Below are 21719 nucleotides of genomic sequence, written 5' to 3' on the forward strand. Positions count from 1 at the left end.
GGTTCAGGACGCGATCAGTTGCCGCAACACGTAGTGCAAAATCCCGCCCGACTTGAAGTACTCCACTTCATTCAGCGTATCAATCCGGCACAGCACCTCGACCTTCTCGCTGCTGCCATCCTCCCGCGTAATCACCAGGGTCAGGTTCATCCGCGGCACGATCTCAGCGTCGGTCAGCCCAAGAATGTCGATCTTCTCCTTGCCCGTCAGCTTGAGTGACTTGCGGTTCTGATCCAGCTTGAATTGCAACGGCAGCACGCCCATGCCCACCAGGTTGGAGCGGTGAATGCGCTCGAAACTCTCGGCAATCACCGCCTTGACGCCCAGCAGGTTGGTGCCCTTGGCAGCCCAGTCACGGCTTGAACCCGTGCCGTATTCCTGGCCGGCGATCACCACCAACGGCGTGCCCGAGGCCTGGTACTTCATCGAGGCGTCATAGATCGCCATCTTCTCGCCGGTCGGGATGTACAGCGTATTGCCGCCTTCTTCGCCGCCGAGCATTTCATTGCGGATGCGGATGTTGGCAAAGGTGCCGCGCATCATCACTTCATGGTTACCGCGGCGCGAACCATAGGAGTTGAAGTCGCGCGGCTCCACGCCTTTTTCCCGCAGGTAGCGGCCGGCGGGGCTGTCGGTCTTGATGTTGCCGGCGGGGGAGATGTGGTCGGTGGTTACCGAATCACCGAGCAAAGCCAGCACATTGGCGCCTTTGACGTCCTGGATCTGCGGCAGCGGCCCGGCAATGTCATCGAAGAACGGCGGATGCTGGATATAGGTCGAGTCCTCCTGCCACACGTAGGTCGCCGCTTGCGGCACTTCGATGGCCTGCCACTGCTCATCGCCGGCGAACACTTCGGCGTATTCCTTGTGGAACATGCCCGTGGTGACCTGTGCCACCGCGTCGGCGATTTCCTGGCTGCTGGGCCAGATGTCCTTCAGGTACACCGGATTGCCATCCCGATCGTTACCCAAAGGCTCGCTGCTGATATCGATGCGCACGGTACCGGCCAGCGCGTAGGCGACGACGAGGGGCGGCGAGGCCAGCCAGTTGGTTTTCACCAGCGGATGCACGCGGCCTTCGAAGTTGCGGTTGCCGGACAGCACCGAGGCGACGGTGAGGTCGGCTTTCTGGATGGCTTTCTCGATTGGCTCCGGCAACGGCCCGGAGTTGCCGATGCAGGTGGTGCAGCCGTAACCCACCAGGTCGAAGCCGAGCGTGTCCAGGTACTGAGTGAGGCCCGCCGCCTTGTAGTAGTCGGTAACCACTTTGGAGCCTGGGGCCAGGGAGGTTTTTACCCACGGCTTGCGGGTCAGGCCCTTTTCCACGGCTTTTTTCGCCACCAGACCGGCGGCCATCATCACGCTGGGGTTGGAGGTGTTGGTGCAGGACGTGATCGCGGCGATCACCACAGCGCCGTTTTTCAGGCGATAGGTCTGGCCGTCGTACTCGTAATCCGCTTCGCCCACCAAGTCGGCATTGCCGACGGCAACGCCACCGCCGCCTTCGCTTTCCAGACGGCCTTCTTCCTTATTGGTGGGTTTGAATTGCAGGTCAAGGAAGTCGCTGAACGCCTGGCCGACGTTCGGCAGGGCCACACGGTCCTGCGGCCGTTTCGGCCCGGCCAGGCTGGCCTCTACGCTGCCCATGTCCAAGGCCAGGCTGTCGGTGAACACTGGCTCCTGGCCGGCGTTGCGCCACAGGCCTTGGGCCTTGGTATAGGCCTCGACCAGTTTGACCGTTTGTTCCGGACGACCCGACAGGCGCAGGTAGTCCAGCGTCACTTCATCTACCGGGAAAAAACCGCAGGTGGCGCCGTATTCCGGGGCCATGTTGGCGATAGTCGCGCGATCCGCCAAGGGCAGGTCGGCCAGGCCGTCGCCATAGAATTCGACGAATTTACCCACCACGCCTTTTTTGCGCAGCATCTGGGTCACGGTCAACACCAGGTCGGTGGCAGTGATGCCTTCCTTCAATTTGCCGGTGAGCTTGAAGCCGATCACCTCTGGAATCAGCATTGACACCGGCTGGCCGAGCATCGCCGCTTCCGCTTCGATACCGCCCACGCCCCAGCCCAATACGCCGAGGCCGTTGATCATGGTGGTGTGGGAGTCGGTGCCCACCAGCGTGTCCGGGAAGGCATAGGTACGGCCGTCATCGTCCTTGGTCCAGACCGTGCGGCCCAGGTATTCGAGGTTGACCTGGTGACAGATGCCGGTGCCCGGTGGCACCACGCTGAAGTTGTCAAAAGCGCTCTGGCCCCAGCGCAGGAAAGCGTAGCGTTCGCCGTTGCGCTGCATTTCGATGTCGACGTTTTGCTCGAAGGCGTCGGCGTTGCCGAACTTGTCGACCATCACCGAGTGGTCGATCACCAGGTCCACCGGCGACAGCGGGTTGATGCGCTGCGGGTCGCCCCCGGCCTTGGCCACGGCGGCGCGCATGGCGGCCAGGTCGACCACGGCGGGTACGCCGGTAAAATCCTGCATCAATACACGGGCGGGGCGGTACTGGATCTCGCGGTCGGACCGGCGTTCCTTGAGCCAGGCCGCAATCGCCTTGAGGTCGGCGCCGGTGACGGTCTTGTTGTCTTCCCAGCGCAGCAGGTTTTCCAGCAGCACCTTGAGCGACATCGGTAGCGTGTCCAGGTCGCCCAGGCTCTTGGCGGCCTCTGGCAGGCTGAAGTAGTGATAAGTTTTGCTGTCTATTTCCAGGGTCTTAAGGGTTCTCAGGCTATCAAGCGATGACATGATATGGCTCCTTATGGTCCGCACGGCTACGGACCTGACGGGACGAACAGAGCTATCAAGGTAGCCCTGTTTTCATTAGCAGACTAATAACTGGACTCTATGGTTAAGTCCAAGGTTCCGATCAGCTATCATGCGCGCGTTTTCATGACAGGCATTGCGATAGCGCAAGCCGGTTACCAGGAGAGTTGATGAACACCCTTTTTATGCACTGCCGCCCGGGTTTTGAAGGCGAAGTCTGTTCCGAGATAGCGGAGCACGCCGCGCGCCTGAACGTCTCCGGCTACGCCAAGGCCAAGACCGGCAGCGCCTGCGCCGAATTTGTCTGCACCGAGGACGACGGCGCCCAGCGCTTGATGCACGGTCAGCGCTTTGCCGAGCTGATCTTCCCCAGGCAGTGGGCGCGCGGGGTGTTCATTAACCTGCCGGAAACCGACCGCATCAGCGTGATCCTGGCGCACCTGCAAGGGTTCCCGCTGTGCGGCAGCCTGTGGCTGGAAATGGTCGACACCAACGACGGCAAGGAACTGTCGAACTTCTGCAAGAAATTCGAAGTGCACCTGCGCAAAGCCTTGTTGAATGCCGGCAGACTGGTGGACGACCCGAGCAAACCGCGCCTGCTGTTGACCTTCAAGAGCGGCCGCGAAGTGTTCATGGGCCTGGCCGAGTCGAACAACTCGGCGATGTGGCCGATGGGTATCCCGCGCCTCAAGTTCCCGCGTGACGCGCCCAGCCGTTCGACGCTCAAGCTGGAAGAGGCCTGGCACCACTTCATCCCCCGCGACCAATGGGACGAGCGCCTGCATGGCGACATGACCGGCGTCGACCTCGGCGCAGCCCCTGGCGGCTGGACCTGGCAACTGGTCAACCGTGGCATGCTGGTGACCGCCATCGACAACGGCCCCATGGCCGAAAGCCTGATGGACACCGGCCTGGTGCAGCATTTGATGGCCGACGGCTTCACCTTCGTGCCCAAGCAGCCGGTGGACTGGATGGTCTGCGATATCGTCGAGAAGCCGGCGCGTAACGCGGCGCTGCTGGAAACCTGGATTGGCGAGGGGTATTGCCGTGAAGCGGTGGTGAACCTGAAATTGCCGATGAAGCAGCGTTACGCCGAAGTGAAGCGCTTGCTGGAGCGTATCGAGGAAGGCTTCAAGGCGCGCGGCATTCGCGTAGAGATCGGTTGCAAGCAGCTGTACCACGACCGCGAGGAAGTGACCTGTCATTTGCGCCGGTTGGTGGATGTGAAAAAATCCAAAAGACACTGATATCCAATGTGGGAGCTGGCTTGCCTGCGATAGCGGTATAACTGTCGAAATTTATAGTGAATGTGCCCCCGTCATCGCGGGCAAGTCGAATCGTCGAACCGCCGCTCCCACAGGAGATCGGGTTGGTTTTAGGAGTGAAGTATGAGTCTCGAACTGCCCGTCGACGCGACCTTGGACGCCACCGGCCTCAACTGCCCGGAACCCGTGATGATGCTGCACCAGCACATCCGCGACCTGCCGGCCGGCGGGCTGCTCAAGGTGATCGCGACCGACCCGTCGACGCGCCGCGATATCCCCAAGTTCTGCGTGTTCCTTGACCACGAACTGGTGGATCAGCAGGAGCAGGCCGGTACTTACCTGTACTGGATTCGCAAGAAAGCCGATTAAGCCCGCGCCTTGTCGGCGCGGATGCGCCGGCGTGCGCTGCGCGCCAGGCGCACCAGCAGCATCCCCGCCGCACAGCTCAGGCCCACGATCAGGCCTTGCCACAAGCCGCTCGGGCCGCTCGGCTCGCCCAGCCAATCGGTCAGCCCCAGGGCGTAACCGACCGGCAGGCCCACGCCCCAATACGCGAACAGGGTCAGCACCATGGTCACCCGCGTGTCCTGGTAGCCACGCAGCGCGCCCGCCGCGGTGACCTGGATCGAGTCGGAGAACTGGAACAGCGCCGAGAACACAATCAGCATCGACGCCAAGTGAATCACCACCGGGTCCGGGGTATAGATCGCCGCGATCTGCTCGCGAAACACCAGCATCAGGCTGCAGGACAGGCAAGCGTAGGCCAGCGCCGTGCCCATGCCGACGCCGGCGGCGAAGCGTGCCTCACGCGGCTCGCCACGCCCCAGCGCCTGGCCGACGCGCACGGTCACGGCCATGCTCAGGGAGTAAGGGACCATGAACACCAGCGAGCTGACATTCAGCGCGATCTGGTGGCCGGAAACCACGGTGGCGCCCAGGCTGCCGAGCAGCAGGGCGATCACCGCAAAAATGCTCGACTCGGCAAAGATCGCAATGCCGATGGGCAGGCCGATGCCCAGTACTCGCTTGATCACCGCCCACTGCGGCCAGTCGAAACGCTTGAACAACTCGCTGCTCTGGTAGGCCGCGCCCCAACGGGTCCACACCGCCAGGCCCAGCAGCATCACCCACATTGCAATGGCCGTGGCCCAGCCACACCCGACGCCGCCCATGGCTGGCACGCCCAAGTGACCGTAGATGAAGATGTAGTTCAGCGGAATATTCAGCGCCAGGCCGCACAGACCCATGACCATGCTCGGCCGCGTGCGGCCCAGGCCGTCACTGAAGCAGCGCAGCACGTAATACAACGCAATGGCCGGCATGCCGGCGGCAATGCCGTGCAGGTAACCCATGGAGGGCTCGATCAGGTCCGGCTCGACCTTCATCGCCTGCAGGATCGGTTCGGCGCAGAGCAGCAACAACGCCCCCGAGATCCCGACCACCACGGCCAACCACAAGGATTGACGCACCAGCGGCCCGATTTCACTGAACTGGCCGGCACCGTAGCGCTGGGCGACTTTTGGTGTAGTGGCCAGCAGCGTGCCGGTCATCAGCAGGTACACGGGGATCCAGATCGAGTTGCCCAGGCCCACCGCCGCCAGGTCCTGCGGGCTGACACGCCCGGCCATCACCGCATCGACAAAGCTCATCGCGGTGGTGGCCAGTTGGCCGATGATGATCGGCAAGGCAAGCGTCAGCAGGCCGCGCACTTCCCGGCGGATGCGGGCGGGACGGGTGAGGGGGGCGGTGGCAGTGTTCACGTACGGGTGTCCAGTCAAAAGGCAGGTCAAGGACGGCGCAGTCTACGCCTTGACGCATCGGTCAGGAAAAAACCTGTGTTGGCGATTTGTAAACGATCCCCCATGCACTGCAGCTCCCACAGGAAAGCCATCAAGCCTGTACACTGCGGTTCCGCCAAAAGGAGCCCGCCATGCTGATTGTTGCCGACGAAAATATTCCGCTGCTCGATGCATTCTTCCAGGGATTTGGCGAGATTCGCCGCGTACCCGGCCGTTCCATCGACCGCGCCACGGTCGAGCAGGCCGATGTGCTGCTGGTGCGCTCCGTGACCAACGTCAACCGCGCTTTATTGGAGGGCTCCAAGGTGCGCTTCGTCGGCACCTGCACCATCGGTACCGATCACCTGGACCTGGACTACTTCAAGCAGGCCGGTATCCAATGGTCCAGCGCCCCCGGCTGCAATGCGCGCGGCGTGGTGGACTATGTGTTGGGCAGCCTGATGACCCTGGCCGAGATCGAAGGCGCCGACCTCAACCGGCGCACCTATGGCGTGGTCGGTGCCGGTGAAGTCGGCGGGCGGTTGGTCGAGGTGCTCAAGGGCCTGGGCTGGAACGTGCTGGTCTGCGACCCGCCCCGGCAGATCGCCGAAGACGGCGATTACGTCAGCCTGGCGCAGATCATCGAGCAATGCGATGTGATCAGCCTGCACACGCCGCTGACCAAGTCCGGCAACGGCTCTACCTGGCACCTGCTCGACCGTCAGCGCCTCGACCAGCTCAAGCCCGGCACCTGGCTGATCAACGCCAGCCGTGGCCCGGTGGTGGACAATGCCGCGCTGCGCGAAGTGCTGCTCGAGCGTGAAGACCTGCAAGCGGTGCTGGATGTGTGGGAAGGCGAGCCCGAAGTCGACGCCGACCTGGCCGACCTGTGCGTACTGGCCACGCCGCACATCGCCGGTTACAGCCTGGACGGCAAGCAGCGCGGCACCGCGCAGATCTACCAGGCGTTCTGCGCGCACCTGGGCCGGGAGCCGAGCATTCAATTGAGCGACCTGTTGCCGCCGCCCTGGCTGGCCGAGGTGCACCTGAACGCGTCGACCGATCCGGCGTGGGCGCTGGCGACCTTGTGCCGCAGCGTGTACGACCCGCGCCGCGATGATGCGGATTTTCGTCGTAGCCTTGTAGGAACTGTGGATGAACAGCGCAAGGCCTTCGACCTGCTGCGCAAGCACTATCCCGAGCGGCGTGAGATCGATGGCCTGAAGGTGCGTATTAACGGCGAGTCGAGCGTGTTGTCGAATATCGTTTGCGCACTGGGCGCGGTGTCCGTTTAGACAACCCATAAAAAACCCGGCCACCTGGGCCGGGTTTGAAAAGAGCGTCTGCGCTTCAGCCTTGCTGTGCAGGCTTGACCAGGCGCTGCTCCAGTTCGCTGCACGCTTGCTGGATCATCTCTTCGGTAATCTGCACTTCGTGGCCCTTGGCGTCGATATACGAGCAGGGCAACTCCTGCGGTTGGCGGATCACTTCAATCTTGGCGTCGCTGCTATTTTGCAAGGTCATGGCCTGTCTCCTCATCAGGTTGTGTACCCACATTAATCCCCCCGCGTGACCAGGCTGTTACAGCTCCCTGCAAGGCCACGGGTTCGAATGCCCAGTCCACCAGAAAGCGCTATAAATATCCAGCCTGGGGTTAGATCGATAGCCTCTAGCGGCGCATATCAGTGAGCATAATTAATCTGACTCATTACCTTTAGGAAAGTTGTTATTCAGCCAAGTTCCCCCCATGTGGGTGTACAGGTTCCTCCATTGGTGATGCCCTCCATGTTCTCAGTCCGTCAACGCCGTGCGATTCGCCTGGCCAGCCGCTTTATTGCGCCGTACCGCTGGCAGGCGCTCGGTGCCCTGTTGGCGCTTATCGTCACGGCCGGTATTACCTTGTCCATGGGGCAGGGCATTCGCCTGCTGGTGGACCAGGGCTTCATGACCCAGTCACCGCATCTGCTCAACCAATCCATCGGCCTGTTCATGGTCCTGGTCCTGGGCTTGGCGGTGGGTACGTTTGCACGGTTTTACCTGGTGTCGTGGATCGGCGAGCGGGTCGTGGCGGATATCCGTCGCCAGGTGTTCAACCACCTGATCTACCTGCACCCCGGTTTTTATGAGAACAACCGCAGCTCGGAGATCCAGTCGCGGCTGACCACCGACACCACCCTGCTGCAATCGGTGATCGGCTCGTCGCTGTCACTGTTCTTGCGCAACGCCTTGATGGTCATCGGCGGCATCGTGTTGCTGTTTGTGACCAACCCCAAGCTCACCAGCATTGTGGTGGTGGCGTTGCCGTTGGTGCTGGCGCCGATCCTCATTTTTGGCCGGCGCGTGCGCAGCTTGTCGCGCCAGAGCCAGGACCGCATCGCCGACGTCGGCAGTTACGTGTCCGAGACCCTCGGCCAGATCAAGACCGTGCAGGCCTATAACCATCAGGTGCAGGATGAACAGCGCTTCGCCGTGACCGTGGAAGAGGCATTCATAACCGCGCGCAAGCGCATTACCCAGCGCGCCTGGCTGATTACCCTGGTGATCATGCTGGTGCTAGGCGCCGTGGGCGTAATGCTGTGGGTCGGCGGCATGGATGTCATCAGCGGGCGCATTTCCGGCGGCGAGCTGGCGGCGTTCGTGTTCTACAGCCTGATCGTCGGCGGTGCGGTCGGCACGCTCAGTGAAGTGCTCGGTGAATTGCAGCGCGCCGCCGGCGCCGCCGAGCGGATTGGCGAATTGTTGCAGTCGAACAACGAAATCCAGGCGCCCGCCACTGGAACCGTGCAATTGCCTGCGCGGGTCAGCGGTCGCATGGCGCTGCAAGACCTGCGCTTTGCCTACCCCTCACGGCCGGACAGCTACGCCATCGACGGCTTGAGCCTGAGCATCAACCCCGGAGAAACCTTGGCGCTGGTGGGACCGTCCGGTGCCGGCAAGTCGACCCTGTTCGACCTGTTGCTGCGTTTCTACGACCCCCAGCAGGGCCGCATCCTGCTCGAAGGCCACGCGCTGACCGAACTCGACCCCATGGACCTGCGCCGCCACTTCGCCCTGGTGTCCCAGAGCCCGGCGCTGTTCTTTGGCAGCGTTGAAGAGAACATCCGCTACGGCAACCCTGCTGCCACCACCGAACAAGTCGAAGCCGCCGCGCGCATTGCCCATGCCCACGACTTCATCCTGCAAATGCCCGACGGCTACCAGACCCACCTTGGCGACGGCGGCATGGGCCTTTCCGGCGGCCAGCGCCAACGCCTGGCCATCGCCCGCGCCTTGTTGGTGGACGCCCCGATTCTGCTGCTCGACGAAGCCACCAGCGCGCTGGACGCCCAGAGTGAACACCTGATCCAGCAAGCGTTGCCGCAGTTGATGCAGGGGCGCACCACGCTGGTGATCGCCCATCGACTGGCGACGGTCAAGAACGCCGACCGGATTGCGGTGATGGACCAAGGTAAATTGGTGGCGGTGGGCACGCATCAGCAGTTGGTTGCGAACAACCCGCTGTATGCGCGGTTGGCGGCGTTGCAGTTCAGTGATGGAGCTGAGGCCGCGAAAGGCGAGGGCTAGCAGGCCTATGCCTGTAGTGAGCGGGCTTGCCCCGCGCTGGGGGGCGAAGCCGCCCCAAATGAGGCGACCCAGTTGTATCTGAAGCACCGCAGTGTCTTTATTGGGGCGGCTTCGCCGCCCAGCGCGGGGCGAGCCCGCTCACTACAACGGCCTAGTTGTTACTGGTCGTCGAAGTAGCGCTCATGCCAATCCACCAACGGCTGCGGTGAATTGAGCTTCTGCCCGTAGATCACCGAATAAGACAGCACGTTCTGCACGTACTGGCGGGTTTCGTCGAATGGAATGCTTTCCACCCACACGTCAAAACTCAGGTGATCCGCACCGCGCAGCCATTGGCGCACGCGCCCTGGGCCGGCGTTGTAGGCAGCGGAGGCGAGCACGCGGTTGCCGTTGAACTGGCTGTGCACCTGGCTCAGGTAGGCGGCGCCGAGCTGGATGTTCTTGTCCGGGTCCAGCACCTGGGCCGGGGAGGCCAGGGGAATGCTGAACTTGCGTGCGGTTTCCTTGGCGGTGCCGGGCATCAGTTGCATCAGGCCGCTGGCGCCGACGCCGGAGCGGGCGTCGTCCATGAACGCGCTTTCCTGGCGGGTGATGGCAAAAATCCAGCTGGAATGCAGGCCACGTACCTTGGCCTCGCGCACCAGGGTGTCGCGGTGGGCCATCGGGAAGCGGATGTCCAGGTCGTCCCAGTACTGCGCCTGGCTGATGGTGCGGATCGCCGGGAAGTACCACTTCATGTCATAGGCCAGCTTGGCCTGGGCGACCATTTCGTCGCGGTTGAAGTGGCGGCTGACGTGGTACCACTCGCGACGCCCGTCGACGATCTGGCCACGCGCATAAAACTCAAGCGCACGCCGCACGCCGGGGGTGTTGCGGACCTTGTTGACCAGCGCCTGGCTCATCACCAGCGGCTTGTTGTTCAATTGGTAGGGGGACTTGGAGCGGTCAGCCGCGAGGAACCCGTAGAAATCCCGTTCCTTGGCCACGTTCTTGTACAACACCAGCGCTTGCGGGTTCTTCGGCTCAGCCAGTTCCAGGCTGCGGGCCTGCCAGTAGCGCCAGCGGTTGGTGGTGGCCAGGTCCTGCGGCAGCTTGCGGGTCAACTGGTAGGCATCTTCCCAGCGGGCCAGGCGCAACAACAGGCGCAAGCGCCATTCGGAGACGGTGTTGTCACGCAGTTCGGGGTCGTATTGGGTCATCACCTCAAGGGCGCGCGGGTCGTAGCGCTTGGCCAGGGTCAGGCCGATTTCCCTGGCGATCGACACTTTTTCGTCACGGGAGAAGCGCATGCTGCTGGCGTAGCCATCGAGCAGGGCCATGGCTTTGTCGGGATCCTGGCGTGCCAGGCGGCGCAGGCCCAGGCCCACGGCGTCCGACATGGCCTCGGTGGCCGGCAGGAACCGCGATGGATCGCTGAGCATGTCGGGCTTTTGCGCGACGTCCACCATCAAGCGGCCTTGGGCGCCGAGGGTGGGCAGGGTTTTGACCAGGCTGTTGGCCAGCGCATAGTTGCGCGCTTCGGCGGCGAGCTTGGCGCGGTCCCAGATCTTCTGTTCGGTGAGTTGGCCGTCCGCCGCCCATTGGCCGAATGTGACATCGCAGGCCGCCGGCTGGGACTTGCCGGTCATCCAGAGTTTTTCGGCGGTCTTGTAGCCTTCGGCTTTCTGGTTGTGGGTGAGCTGGTACTGGCCATGCAGGCAGTCCAGTTCGACGAAATTGAGCTTGGCGTCGTAGTACTTTTCAAAGGTCTGCCAGTCGCCGCGCTCGGCCAGCCAGCGCAACCAACGCAATTTCATCCAGTTGGCCTGGGGCAGGTCACCGTTTTTGGCCAGGAACTGTTCGATTTCCTGGTTGCTCGCGGTTTTCAGGCGTGCCGTCAGTTCGTCGTAGGCCAGGTACGGCGTCAGCGGATAGTCGGCCAGGGCCTGGCTGTATTGCATGTAAGGGCCGGTGTCGCCTTTGGCCAAGGCGCGTTTGGCTTCATCGTAATATTGACGTTGGGTGGTGAGGTCCACGGCCTGGGCGGATTGAACGGCGGTGGCGGAAAGAAGCAGACAAGATAAAAAGTTGAAAAGGCGACTGCGCATGAGACGTCCGTGCAGAGAAATCACGACTAGCACCGGCACCGCCGACACTGATTGCCCCTAGCTTAGCCTTTTGCCCGACGCCTGAGAAAGCTTTGCTGGCCGGTTCATTCAAGTTCGTTGGAAATGTCCTACAGAACGTGTCGGCAGCGAAAATGCCAGCCGCATCCCACCCTCAACTCAGGTAGAATGCGCGCCCAGTTTTTGGAGAAGCGTATGACCCTGCTCAAATTCAGCGATGTGTCCCTTGCTTTCGGCGCTATGCCGTTGTTGGACAAGGTGTCCTGGCAGATCGCCCGTGGTGAGCGGGTGTGCATCATCGGCCGCAACGGCACCGGCAAATCCAGCATGATGAAGCTGGTCAAAGGCGACCAGAAGCCCGATGAGGGCTCTGTCTGGCGCGCGCCGGGCCTCAAGATTGGCGAATTGCCGCAGGAATTGCCGGTAGCCGACGAGCGGACAGTGTTCGACGTGGTTGCCGAAGGCCTCGATGGCGTGGGCGCCTTGCTAGCCGAGTACCATCACCTGGCGCAGAACTGCGTGACCGAAGCCGACCTGGACAAATTGATGCACGTCCAGCAAGACCTCGAAGCCCGCGACGGTTGGCGCTTGCAGCAATTGGTCGACAGCACCCTGAGCCGCCTGCAACTGCCGGCCGACAAGACCCTCGCCCAGTTGTCCGGCGGCTGGCGTCGTCGCGTGCTGCTGGCCCAGGCTCTGGTGTCCGAGCCGGACCTGCTGCTGCTCGACGAGCCGACCAACCATCTGGATATCGGCGCGATTGCCTGGCTCGAAGAAGCCCTCAAGGACTTCCAGGGCGCCGTGCTGTTCATCACGCACGACCGGTCCTTCCTGCAAAACCTGGCTACCCGCATTCTCGAATTGGACCGTGGCGGCCTGATCGACTGGAACGGCGACTACGCCAGCTTCCTGGTGCACAAGGAAGCCGCACTCTCGGCTGAAGAGACCGCCAACGCCCTGTTCGACAAGAAACTGGCCCAGGAAGAAGTCTGGATCCGCCAGGGCATCAAGGCGCGCCGTACCCGCAACGAAGGCCGCGTGCGTGCGTTGAAAGCGCTGCGTGTCGAGCGCAGCGAACGCCGCGAGCGTACCGGCAAGGCCAATATCCAGCTCGATACCGCCGACAAGTCGGGCAAGCAAGTGATGGTGCTGGAAAACGTCAGCTTCCATCACCCGGAAGGCCCGTTCCTGATCAAGGACTTTTCCATGGTCCTGGCACGCGGCGACCGTATCGGCCTGCTGGGCGCCAACGGCACCGGCAAGACCACCTTGCTCAAGCTGATGCTTGGCGGTCTGCAGCCGACCAGCGGCAAGGTGGAAGAGGGCACGCGGATCGATGTGGCCTACTTCGACCAGTTGCGTCACCAGTTGGACCTGGAAAAGACCGTGATCGACAACGTCGCCGAAGGCCGCGACTTTATCGATATCGACGGCCAGAGCCGCCACGTCCTCAGCTACCTGGGTGACTTCCTGTTCAGCCCGCAACGTGCGCGTACACCGGTCAAAGCCTTGTCCGGTGGTGAGCGTGCACGCCTGCTGCTGGCCAAGCTGTTCAGCAAGCCGGCCAACCTGCTGGTGCTCGACGAACCGACCAACGACCTCGACGTGGAAACCCTCGAGCTGCTGGAAGAGGTGCTGCTGACCTTCAACGGCACCGTACTGATGGTCAGTCACGACCGGGCATTCCTCGACAACGTGGTCACCAGCACCCTGGTCTTCGAAGGTGAAGGCAAGGTGCGGGAATACGTTGGTGGTTACCAGGACTGGCTGCGCCAGGGCGGCTCGCCGCGTCTGTTGGGCGTGACCGAGAGCAAGTCCGGCAAGGCCGACCTGACCTCGGCGGTTGTCGCGCCCGTGGCCGCTGCTGCTCCGGCACAGGAAGCCGCACCCTCCACCAAGAAAAAACTCAGCTACAAGCTGCAACGCGAGCTGGAAGCCTTGCCGGGCGATATCGACGCCAAGGAACAGCAGATCGCCGCGGTGGAAGCGCAAATGGCTGACGCGGGTTTCTACCAGCGTCCGGCGGCGGAGACGGCCGAAGTTATTGCTTCCCTGGAGAAACTGAACCAGGAGCTGGAAGTGCTGGTTGAGCGCTGGGCCGAGCTGGATGGCTGAGTGATCGGCACGCAATAAAAAACCCGGTGTTCATCTGATGAGCACCGGGTTTTTCATATGGAATACAGTTAAAAATGTAGGAGCTGGCTTGCCTGCGATAGCGGTGTATCAGCCACCAGATGCATCAACTGACAGACTGCTATTGCAGGCAAGCCAGCTCCCACATTTGATCTTCAGTGTTCTTAAGGTGCCTTCACCAGCTTCACGGCCAGCACATCACACGGCGCGCCATGCAGCACATCATTGGCGGTGGAACCCAGCAACAACGCCAGGCCGTGACGGCCATGGCTGCCGACCACGATCAGGTCGCAGTTGTGTTCCTTGGCCAGATGATGGATTTCCTGACGCGGTTGGCCGTAGGTGAGGTGGCACGCTTCTTTGTTCAATTTGGGATATTTGAGGATCAGGCGCTCAAGACGCTCCTTGGCCTGGTCAAATTGCTGTTGCTGCAACTGGGAAAGATCCATGGGCACGTCGCCGCCGAAGGCCATGGCCATTGGCTCAACGATATGCACCAGTGACAGTTTGGCGCCATTGGCGATGGACGATTCCTGCGCGCGTTTGATCACTGGATCGCACTCTTCGGTCAGGTCGACGGCGACCAGAATATGTTCGTAGGGCATGGGGCGTTCCTCCAGGGGACTGCAATAAATTCAGTATGGCTGCTTTCAAGCGGATGGGGTTGCCCCAAGTCAAATCCGCTCATCGGGAAAATCGGGAGTACACATATGACGGTCTGGATAGTGGTGTCAATCCTTCTGGTGGTTCTGAGCCCTCTGGTGTGGCTGCGTCCTTCGCGCCATCAGAGCGGGCGCATGGCCCTGCGCATGGAGGCGCGACGCATCGGCCTGGCCATGCAACTGTCGCCGCAGGCGTGGCCGCACTGGCTCAAGCACCAGCCGCCGAGCCCCTGCGCGCAGTACTGCCGGCCACGGCGCAGCAGCACGCCGACGGTCTGGAGCTACTGGCAGCTGGAGCCGGGGGTGTGGGTGAATCAATGGCGCGAAGTCTGCGTTGATGAAAAGTTGTTGCCGTATTTTGCGAAGCTGCCGGGCAACGTCTACAAGATCGAGGCCGACAAGCAAATGATCGCGCTGTACTGGGGCGAGAAGGGCGAGGCGAGCGTCCTGCAGGAGATCGATGCGCTGCTCAAGGCCCTGGCCTGACAAACCGGCAGGCAATAAAAAGCCCGATATCATCATCGGGCTGGAGTTGGCCAGGCAGGCCGGTAATTTCGGTGTTGCCCGCGTTGGATGTTCATCCCGTCGCGTTACGCTTGTCGCTAGCCTAGCGGCATATGCGGTTCTGTACAGTCCTTTCCGAGATCTTTTGTCTTATTGATTCTATGAATAATCAAATATTGACGTGTCGCATTCAGGGCTGGGGTTCTTAAATGACTGGAAAGTCGCGTTTTTCCTAGCCTTTGGAGCGATTGACAATTGCCTGGAATTGGATGAAGGTGGCGTACCCAAATCAAACGGGCGTATGAATTGAGCGTTTGTCTGTCAGGCGACTCATACAGAATCCCGACTATCGCATTGGCGGGTGTGCCTGGTGCAATGGCATGAGCATTGACGAATTCATCAATGTCCAACCAGAGGCCAGCGTCCAGTGTGTACTGTTCAGCTTCCATATCGTGGAGATCAGTTGATGATTTACGAAGGTAAAGCCATCACGGTTAAGGCTCTTGAAAGTGGCATCGTCGAACTCAAGTTCGACCTCAAGGGTGAGTCCGTCAACAAGTTCAACCGTCTAACCCTGAATGAATTGCGTCAGGCCGTAGACACCATCAAAGCAGATGCATCGATTAAAGGCGTGATCGTCTCCAGCGGCAAGGACGTGTTTATCGTCGGCGCGGACATCACCGAATTCGTCGACAACTTCAAGCTGCCCGATGCCGAGCTGGTGGCTGGCAACCTCGAAGCCAACAAGATTTTCAGCGATTTCGAAGATCTCAACGTACCGACCGTCGCCGCAATCAATGGCATCGCGTTGGGCGGCGGCCTGGAAATGTGCCTGGCGGCGGACTTTCGCGTCATGTCGGCCACGGCCAAGATCGGCCTGCCTGAAGTCAAGCTGGGCATCTACCCGGGTTTCGGCGGCACCGTCCGCTTGCCGCGTCTGATCGGTGCCGACAACGCCATCGAATGGATCGCCGCCGGCAAGGAAAACCGTGCTGAAGACGCGCTGAAAGTCGGCGCCGTCGATGCCGTGGTTGCCCCGGACAAACTGGCCGAAGCGGCACTGAACCTGATCAAGGGCGCCATCAGCGGCGAATTTGACTACAAGGCCAAGCGCCAGCCGAAGCTGGAAAAACTCAAGCTCAACGCCATCGAACAAATGATGTCGTTCGAAACCGCCAAGGGTTTCGTGGCAGGCCAGGCCGGCCCGAACTACCCGGCGCCGGTCGAGGCGATCAAGACCATCCAGAAAGCCGCGAACTTCGGTCGCGACAAAGCCCTGGAAGTGGAAGCGGCAGGCTTCGTCAAACTGGCGAAAACCTCTGCGGCCCAGAGCCTGATCGGCCTGTTCCTGAACGACCAGGAACTGAAGAAGAAGGCCAAGGCCTACGACGAAATCGCCCGTGACGTGAAACAGGCGGCCGTGCTCGGCGCCGGTATCATGGGCGGCGGTATCGCCTATCAGTCGGCGTCAAAAGGCACGCCGATCCTGATGAAGGACATCAACGAACACGGTATCGAGCAGGGCCTGGCGGAAGCCGCCAAGCTGCTGGTGGGCCGCGTTGATAAAGGTCGCATGACCCCGGCGAAAATGGCTGAAGTGCTCAACGGCATTCGTCCTACGCTGTCCTACGGCGATTTCGGCCATGTCGACCTGGTGGTCGAAGCGGTTGTCGAGAACCCGAAGGTCAAGCAAGCCGTACTGGCCGAAGTCGAAGCCCAGGTCAAGGACGACACCATCCTGGCGTCCAACACCTCGACCATTTCCATCTCGCTGCTGGCCAAGGCCCTCAAGCGTCCGGAGAACTTCGTCGGCATGCACTTCTTCAACCCGGTGCACATGATGCCCCTGGTGGAAGTGATCCGTGGCGAGAAGTCCAGCGAGGAGGCGATTGCCACCACCGTTGCCTACGCCAAGAAAATGGGCAAGAACCCGATCGTGGTCAACGATTGCCCGGGCTTTTTGGTCAACCGCGTGCTGTTCCCGTACTTCGGCGGCTTCGCCAAGCTGGTCAGCGCCGGTGTGGATTTCGTGCGCATCGACAAAGTCATGGAAAAATTCGGCTGGCCAATGGGCCCGGCGTACCTGATGGACGTGGTGGGCATCGACACCGGCCACCACGGTCGCGACGTGATGGCTGAAGGCTTCCCGGACCGCATGAAGGACGACCGCCGCTCGGCGATCGACGCGCTGTACGAGGCCAAGCGCCTGGGCCAGAAGAACGGCAAGGGTTTCTACGCCTATGAGGTCGACAAGAAGGGCAAGCAGAAGAAGGTCGCCGACCCGTCGGTGCACGAAGTGCTGGCCCCGGTCATCTACGAACAGCGTGAGGTGTCGGACGAGGACATCATCAACTGGATGATGATCGCCCTGTGCCTGGAAACCGTGCGTTGCCTGGAAGACGGCATCGTCGAGACCGCCGCCGAAGCCGACATGGGCCTGGTGTACGGTATTGGTTTCCCTCCATTCCGTGGTGGTGCGCTGCGTTACATCGACTCGATCGGTGTGGCCGAGTTCGTTGCCCTGGCTGACAAATACGCTGATTTGGGCCCGCTGTACCACCCGACCGCGAAGCTGCGTGAAATGGCCAAGAACGGCCAGAGCTTCTTCGGTTAAGTGCCCAGACGACTAGAGCGAGAATATTTATGAGCTTGAATCCAAGAGACGTCGTGATTGTCGACTTCGGTCGCACACCGATGGGCCGCTCCAAGGGCGGCATGCACCGCAACACCCGCGCCGAAGACATGTCGGCGCACCTGATCAGCAAACTGCTGGAACGCAACGTCAAGGTCGACCCGAACGAAGTCGAGGACGTGATCTGGGGCTGCGTCAACCAGACCCTGGAGCAGGGCTGGAACATTGCGCGCATGGCGTCGCTGATGACCCAGATCCCGCACACCGCGGCCGGCCAGACCGTGAGCCGCCTGTGCGGTTCGTCGATGAGCGCGCTGCACACTGCCGCGCAAGCGATCATGACCGGCAACGGTGATGTGTTCGTGGTCGGCGGCGTGGAGCACATGGGCCACGTGAGCATGATGCACGGCGTTGACCCCAACCCGCACATGTCGCTGTACGCGGCGAAAGCCTCGGGCATGATGGGCCTGACCGCTGAAATGCTCGGCAAGATGCACGGCATTACCCGCGAAGCCCAGGACGCGTTCGGCCTGCGCTCCCACCAGCTCGCCCACAAGGCGACCGTGGAAGGCAAGTTCAAGGATGAAATCATCCCGATGAACGGTTACGACGAGAACGGCTTCCTGAAACTGTTCGACTACGACGAGACCATTCGTCCGGACACCACCCTGGAAAGCCTGGCGGCATTGAAGCCTGCGTTCAATCCAAAGGGCGGCACCGTGACAGCCGGTACTTCGTCGCAAATCACCGACGGTGCATCGTGCATGATCGTGATGTCGGCGCAGCGTGCCCAGGACCTCGGCATCCAGCCTCTGGCCGTGATCCGTTCGATGGCCGTAGCGGGTGTGGACCCGGCGATCATGGGCTATGGTCCAGTGCCGGCCACCCAAAAAGCCTTGAAGCGCGCGGGCCTGACTATCGCCGATATCGACTTCTTCGAGCTCAACGAAGCTTTCGCCGCACAGGCCCTGCCGGTGCTGAAAGATTTGAAAGTACTCGACAAGATGAACGAGAAGGTTAACCTGCACGGCGGTGCGATTGCCCTGGGCCACCCATTCGGTTGCTCCGGTGCGCGTATCTCCGGTACTTTGCTCAACGTGATGAAGCAAAATGGCGGCAACCTCGGGGTAGCTACCATGTGCATTGGTCTCGGCCAAGGCATTTCGACCGTCTTCGAACGCGTTTAAGCGTTGGGTTGACGGAAGCCGGGGCCCAGTGCCCCGGTTTTTGTTTTTTGGGAATTTTTAATATTTTTTTCAACACATTTTGTAAGAGGGCCAGAGCATGAAAGTCGAACCCGGGCTCTATCAGCATTACAAAGGTCCGCAGTACCGTGTTTTCAACGTGGCGCGGCATTCCGAAACCGAAGAAGAAGTCGTGTTTTACCAAGCGCTGTATGGCGATTACGGCTTTTGGGTGCGCCCTTTGAGCATGTTCCTGGAGACCGTCGAAGTTGACGGCGAGCAGGTCCCGCGCTTTGCTTTGGTCCAGCTTGAACCCAGTCTTTTTTCAGGGCAATAACGGCCAGTCGCGCAGAATGCTGCGCTTGACCTCACCTTGTTGCCACTATATATAGCGTTGCCGCGACAGGCGCCAACTGCCTTTCACTTCTCGAATTCAGGAATTTTCCGATCCATGGGCAAATCGCTGGTCATTGTGGAATCCCCGGCTAAGGCCAAGACCATCAACAAGTACTTGGGCAACGAGTACGTGGTGAAGTCGAGTGTCGGCCATATCCGAGACCTGCCCACCAGCGGTTCGGCTAGCGCCAGCAAGGAGCCTGCCGCCAAGCGCGGCAAGGCCGCCGCGGGCGAAGGTCCGGTACTCACCCCTAAAGAGAAAGCGCGCAAGCAGCTGGTCTCGCGCATGGGTGTGGACCCGGATCATGGCTGGAAGGCCAAGTACGAAATCCTTCCAGGCAAGGAAAAGGTCATCGAGGAGCTGCGCCGGCTCGCCAAGGATGCTGACACCATCTATCTCGCAACCGACTTGGACCGCGAGGGGGAAGCCATTGCCTGGCACCTGCGCGAAGCCATCGGCGGTGACGACAGCCGCTACAAGCGCGTGGTGTTCAACGAAATCACCAAGAAAGCCATCCAGGAAGCCTTCTCCAAGCCGGGCGAGCTGGACATAGACCGCGTCAACGCCCAGCAGGCCCGTCGTTTCCTCGACCGCGTCGTGGGCTACATGGTCTCGCCGCTGCTGTGGGCCAAGATCGCCCGTGGCTTGTCCGCCGGCCGCGTGCAATCGGTCGCGGTGAAGCTGGTGGTGGAGCGTGAGCGCGAGATCCGCGCGTTCAACCCTGAAGAGTATTGGGAAGTCCACGCCGACCTGGGCACCGCCAAGGGCGCCAACGTGCGCTTCGAAGTGGCTCGCGAGAAGGGCGAAGCCTTCAAGCCGCTGAACGAAGCCCAGGCCATGGCCGCGCTGGAAAAGCTCAAGGCTTCCAGCTACAGCATCGTCAAGCGTGAAGACAAGCCGACCAGCAGCAAGCCGTCGGCACCGTTCATCACCTCCACCCTGCAACAGGCCGCGAGTAACCGCCTGGGCTTTGGCGTGAAGAAAACCATGATGATGGCCCAGCGTCTCTACGAGGCCGGCTACATCACCTACATGCGTACCGACTCCACCAACCTGTCGCAAGACGCGGTGGCGATGGCGCGTACTTATATTGAAACCGAGTTCGGCAAGAAATACCTGCCGGAGAAGCCGAACGTCTACAGCAGCAAGGAAGGCGCGCAGGAGGCTCACGAAGCGATTCGTCCTTCCGACGCCAACACCGAGCCAAGCAAGCTCAGCGGCATGGAGCGCGACGCCGAGCGCCTCTACGAGCTGATCTGGCGCCAATTCCTGGCGTGCCAGATGCTGCCGGCGCAATACCTGTCGACTACCGTCAGCGTTGCTGCATCCGACTTCGAGCTGCGTGCCAAGGGCCGTATCCTCAAGTTCGACGGCTACACCCGCGTCATGCCGCAGATCGCCAAGCCAGGCGATGACGATGTGCTGCCGGACATGGCCCAGGGCGATACGCTCAAGCTGATCAAGCTCGACCCGTCCCAGCACTTCACCAAGCCGCCGGCGCGTTACTCGGAAGCCAGCCTGGTCAAAGAGATGGAGAAACGCGGCATCGGTCGTCCTTCGACCTACGCGGCGATCATCTCGACGATTCAGGATCGCGGCTACGTGGCGCTGCACAACCGTCGTTTCTACTCGGAAAAGATGGGCGACATCGTTACCGAGCGTCTGTCCGAGAGCTTCTCCAACCTGATGGACTACGGCTTCACCGCCGGCATGGAAGAGAACCTCGATGACGTCGCCCAAGGCGAGCGCGACTGGAAAAGCGTGCTGGACGAGTTCTACGGCGACTTCAAGAAAAAGCTCGAAGTGGCAGAAAGTCCTGAAACCGGCATGCGCGCCAACCAGCCGGTGATGACCGACATTCCGTGCCTGACGTGCGGCCGGCCGATGCAGATCCGTACCGCGTCCACCGGCGTGTTCCTGGGGTGCTCGGGCTACAGCCTGCCGCCGAAAGAGCGCTGCAAGGCCACCGTCAACCTGGTGCCGGGTGATGAAATTGCCGCGGACGACGAAGGCGAATCCGAATCGCTGGTACTGCGTGGCAAGCACCGTTGCCCGATCTGCAGCACGGCGATGGACGCCTACCTGTTGGACGAGAAGCACAAGCTGCACATCTGCGGTAACAACCCCGATTGCAATGGCTACGAGATCGAAGAGGGCACCTACCGCATCAAGGGCTACGAAGGCCCAAGCCTGGAATGCGACAAGTGCGGCAGCGAGATGCAGCTCAAGACCGGCCGTTTCGGCAAGTTCTTTGGCTGCACCAACCCCACGTGCAAGAACACCCGCAAGCTGCTCAAAAGCGGTGACGCGGCGCCGCCGAAGATGGACCCGGTGAAGATGCCCGAACTCAAGTGCGAGAAGGTCAACGACACCTACATCCTGCGTGACGGCGCTTCTGGGCTGTTCCTGGCCGCCAGCCAGTTCCCGAAAAACCGCGAGACCCGTGCGCCGTTGGTGCTGGAGATCGTGCCGCACAAGGACGAGATCGATCCCAAGTACCACTTCCTGTGCGAAGCGCCGAAGAAGGACCCGGATGGTCGCCCGGCCGTGATCCGCTACAGCCGCAAGACCAAGGAGCAGTACGTGCAGACCGAAGTGGACGGCAAGCCTACCGGCTGGAAAGCCTTCTACGACGGCGGCAAGTGGAAGGTCGAGGACAAGCGCCAGGGCGCTTGACCGACCCATAAGCTGCGAAAACAAAGGCCGCCTGTAACAGGCGGCCTTTTTTTACG

At 61.3% G+C, this 21719-nt stretch carries 15 protein-coding genes; 10 read left to right on the plus strand and 5 right to left on the minus strand.

Annotated features, from left to right (window positions below; genetic code table 11):
* Positions 1-3 precede the first annotated feature (3 nt).
* Entirely contained in the window at positions 4-2745 is a 2742-nt protein-coding gene (acnA, locus tag BLL36_RS04460) for an aconitate hydratase AcnA (RefSeq protein WP_076950273.1), read from the minus strand.
* A gap of 188 nt (positions 2746-2933) precedes the next feature.
* On the opposite strand from acnA, the gene rlmM reads away from it, so the two are divergent.
* Both rlmM and tusA read left to right on the plus strand, forming a co-directional pair.
* The gene (rlmM, locus tag BLL36_RS04465; RefSeq protein ID WP_076950274.1) at positions 2934-4010 is read left to right on the plus strand and encodes a 23S rRNA (cytidine(2498)-2'-O)-methyltransferase RlmM; all 1077 of its coding nucleotides are present in this window, start codon (positions 2934-2936) and stop codon (positions 4008-4010) included.
* 141 nt (positions 4011-4151) lie between these two features.
* Positions 4152-4397, plus strand: coding sequence for a sulfurtransferase TusA (gene tusA / locus BLL36_RS04470; protein WP_076950275.1), 246 nt, complete (start codon positions 4152-4154; stop codon positions 4395-4397).
* Here tusA and BLL36_RS04475 read toward each other — a convergent pair.
* The gene (locus BLL36_RS04475) at positions 4394-5788 is read right to left on the minus strand and encodes an MATE family efflux transporter (protein WP_076950276.1); all 1395 of its coding nucleotides are present in this window, start codon (positions 5786-5788) and stop codon (positions 4394-4396) included. The two genes, tusA and BLL36_RS04475, sit on opposite strands and share 4 nt — an antisense overlap.
* A 170-nt stretch (positions 5789-5958) precedes the next feature.
* Between BLL36_RS04475 and pdxB the strand changes: the two genes are divergently transcribed.
* Complete coding sequence (gene pdxB, locus BLL36_RS04480; RefSeq protein ID WP_076950277.1) at positions 5959-7101, plus strand: 4-phosphoerythronate dehydrogenase PdxB; 1143 nt, start codon at positions 5959-5961, stop codon at positions 7099-7101.
* Positions 7102-7156: 55 nt separating this feature from the next.
* On the opposite strand, the gene BLL36_RS30975 is transcribed toward pdxB, so the two are convergent.
* On the minus strand, positions 7157-7330 hold the full coding sequence (locus BLL36_RS30975) for a PA1571 family protein (protein WP_165448106.1): 174 nt from the start codon (positions 7328-7330) through the stop codon (positions 7157-7159).
* Between the two features lie 252 nt (positions 7331-7582).
* On the opposite strand from BLL36_RS30975, the gene BLL36_RS04485 reads away from it, so the two are divergent.
* Positions 7583-9370 carry an ABC transporter transmembrane domain-containing protein gene (locus BLL36_RS04485; RefSeq protein WP_162279232.1) on the plus strand — a complete coding sequence of 596 codons (1788 nt, stop codon included), beginning with the start codon at positions 7583-7585 and terminating at the stop codon, positions 9368-9370.
* A 158-nt stretch (positions 9371-9528) separates the two neighbouring features.
* On the opposite strand, the gene BLL36_RS04490 is transcribed toward BLL36_RS04485, so the two are convergent.
* The gene (locus BLL36_RS04490; protein WP_076950279.1) at positions 9529-11457 is read right to left on the minus strand and encodes a transglycosylase SLT domain-containing protein; all 1929 of its coding nucleotides are present in this window, start codon (positions 11455-11457) and stop codon (positions 9529-9531) included.
* Between the two features lie 213 nt (positions 11458-11670).
* On the opposite strand from BLL36_RS04490, the gene BLL36_RS04495 reads away from it, so the two are divergent.
* Positions 11671-13590 carry an ATP-binding cassette domain-containing protein gene (locus tag BLL36_RS04495; RefSeq protein WP_076950280.1) on the plus strand — a complete coding sequence of 640 codons (1920 nt, stop codon included), beginning with the start codon at positions 11671-11673 and terminating at the stop codon, positions 13588-13590.
* 182 nt (positions 13591-13772) lie between these two features.
* Here the strand turns inward: BLL36_RS04495 and BLL36_RS04500 are convergent, their stop codons facing one another.
* The gene (locus BLL36_RS04500; RefSeq protein WP_076950281.1) at positions 13773-14213 is read right to left on the minus strand and encodes a universal stress protein; all 441 of its coding nucleotides are present in this window, start codon (positions 14211-14213) and stop codon (positions 13773-13775) included.
* A gap of 105 nt (positions 14214-14318) precedes the next feature.
* On the opposite strand from BLL36_RS04500, the gene BLL36_RS04505 reads away from it, so the two are divergent.
* The 5 genes from BLL36_RS04505 to topA all read left to right on the plus strand — a co-directional run bounded on the left by BLL36_RS04505 (position 14319) and on the right by topA (position 21663).
* A complete protein-coding gene (locus tag BLL36_RS04505; RefSeq protein ID WP_076950282.1) occupies positions 14319-14756 on the plus strand; it encodes a hypothetical protein in 438 nt (145 codons plus the stop codon).
* A 484-nt stretch (positions 14757-15240) separates the two neighbouring features.
* Entirely contained in the window at positions 15241-17388 is a 2148-nt protein-coding gene (gene fadB, locus BLL36_RS04510; protein WP_076950283.1) for a fatty acid oxidation complex subunit alpha FadB, read from the plus strand.
* 29 nt (positions 17389-17417) lie between these two features.
* The gene (fadA, locus tag BLL36_RS04515) at positions 17418-18593 is read left to right on the plus strand and encodes an acetyl-CoA C-acyltransferase FadA (protein WP_076950284.1); all 1176 of its coding nucleotides are present in this window, start codon (positions 17418-17420) and stop codon (positions 18591-18593) included.
* A gap of 97 nt (positions 18594-18690) precedes the next feature.
* The gene (locus BLL36_RS04520) at positions 18691-18927 is read left to right on the plus strand and encodes a DUF1653 domain-containing protein (protein ID WP_076950285.1); all 237 of its coding nucleotides are present in this window, start codon (positions 18691-18693) and stop codon (positions 18925-18927) included.
* A gap of 114 nt (positions 18928-19041) precedes the next feature.
* The gene (topA, locus tag BLL36_RS04525) at positions 19042-21663 is read left to right on the plus strand and encodes a type I DNA topoisomerase (RefSeq protein WP_076950286.1); all 2622 of its coding nucleotides are present in this window, start codon (positions 19042-19044) and stop codon (positions 21661-21663) included.
* Positions 21664-21719: the final 56 nt, after the last annotated feature.

The sequence above is a fragment of the Pseudomonas cedrina subsp. cedrina genome, assembly GCF_001983175.1.
GTDB lineage: Bacteria > Pseudomonadota > Gammaproteobacteria > Pseudomonadales > Pseudomonadaceae > Aquipseudomonas > Aquipseudomonas cedrina.